Source organism: Acidovorax sp. SRB_24 (assembly GCF_012931925.1).
This window is the reverse complement of sequence record NZ_MWOM01000242.1, coordinates 1-460: the sequence shown is the minus strand read 5'-3', so window position 1 is coordinate 460 and position 460 is coordinate 1. Positions and strand designations below refer to the sequence as shown.

At 69.3% G+C, this 460-nt stretch carries 1 protein-coding gene; it reads left to right on the top strand.

Translation table 11 applies throughout. The features are described 5' to 3' along the window. Positions 1-247 precede the first annotated feature (247 nt). Positions 248-460: helix-turn-helix domain-containing protein (locus tag B2J89_RS21755; RefSeq protein WP_371809117.1), on the top strand; the 213-nt coding region annotated here is incomplete at its 3' end.

Genomic DNA, 460 nt, shown 5'->3' with positions numbered 1-460 from the left:
CGACCTGCCGGGCCTGGTGCAGTTCCTGAAAGACCAGAAGATTGCCCTGCAGTACATCCCCGAGCGCCTGATCGTGCGCGACGCGCTGCCCGCCACGCCGTCCGGAAAGATCCAGAAATTCAAGCTGCGCGAGATGCTGCGCGAAGAAAAAACCTGACGCGCAAACACCCTTCTCCCACCCCCTCCGTGGCGCTCTGCGGAGGCTGCGCTCCGGGGCACGGCGCGCCACGGGCAGGGCATCGCGATAATGCCCGCCATGCCTGCCCACCCCCCTTCCCGCCCCGCGGCCCCGCGCGCTCCCGAAGACCGCCATTTCGTGGCGGCACTGGCGCGCGGGCTCGAAGTGCTGTCGTGCTTCCGCTCGGGCGACAAGGTGCTGGGCAACCAGGAGATCGCGCAGCGCTGCCAGCTGCCCAAGTCCACCGTCTCGCGCCTGACGACCACGCTCACGCGCCTGGGC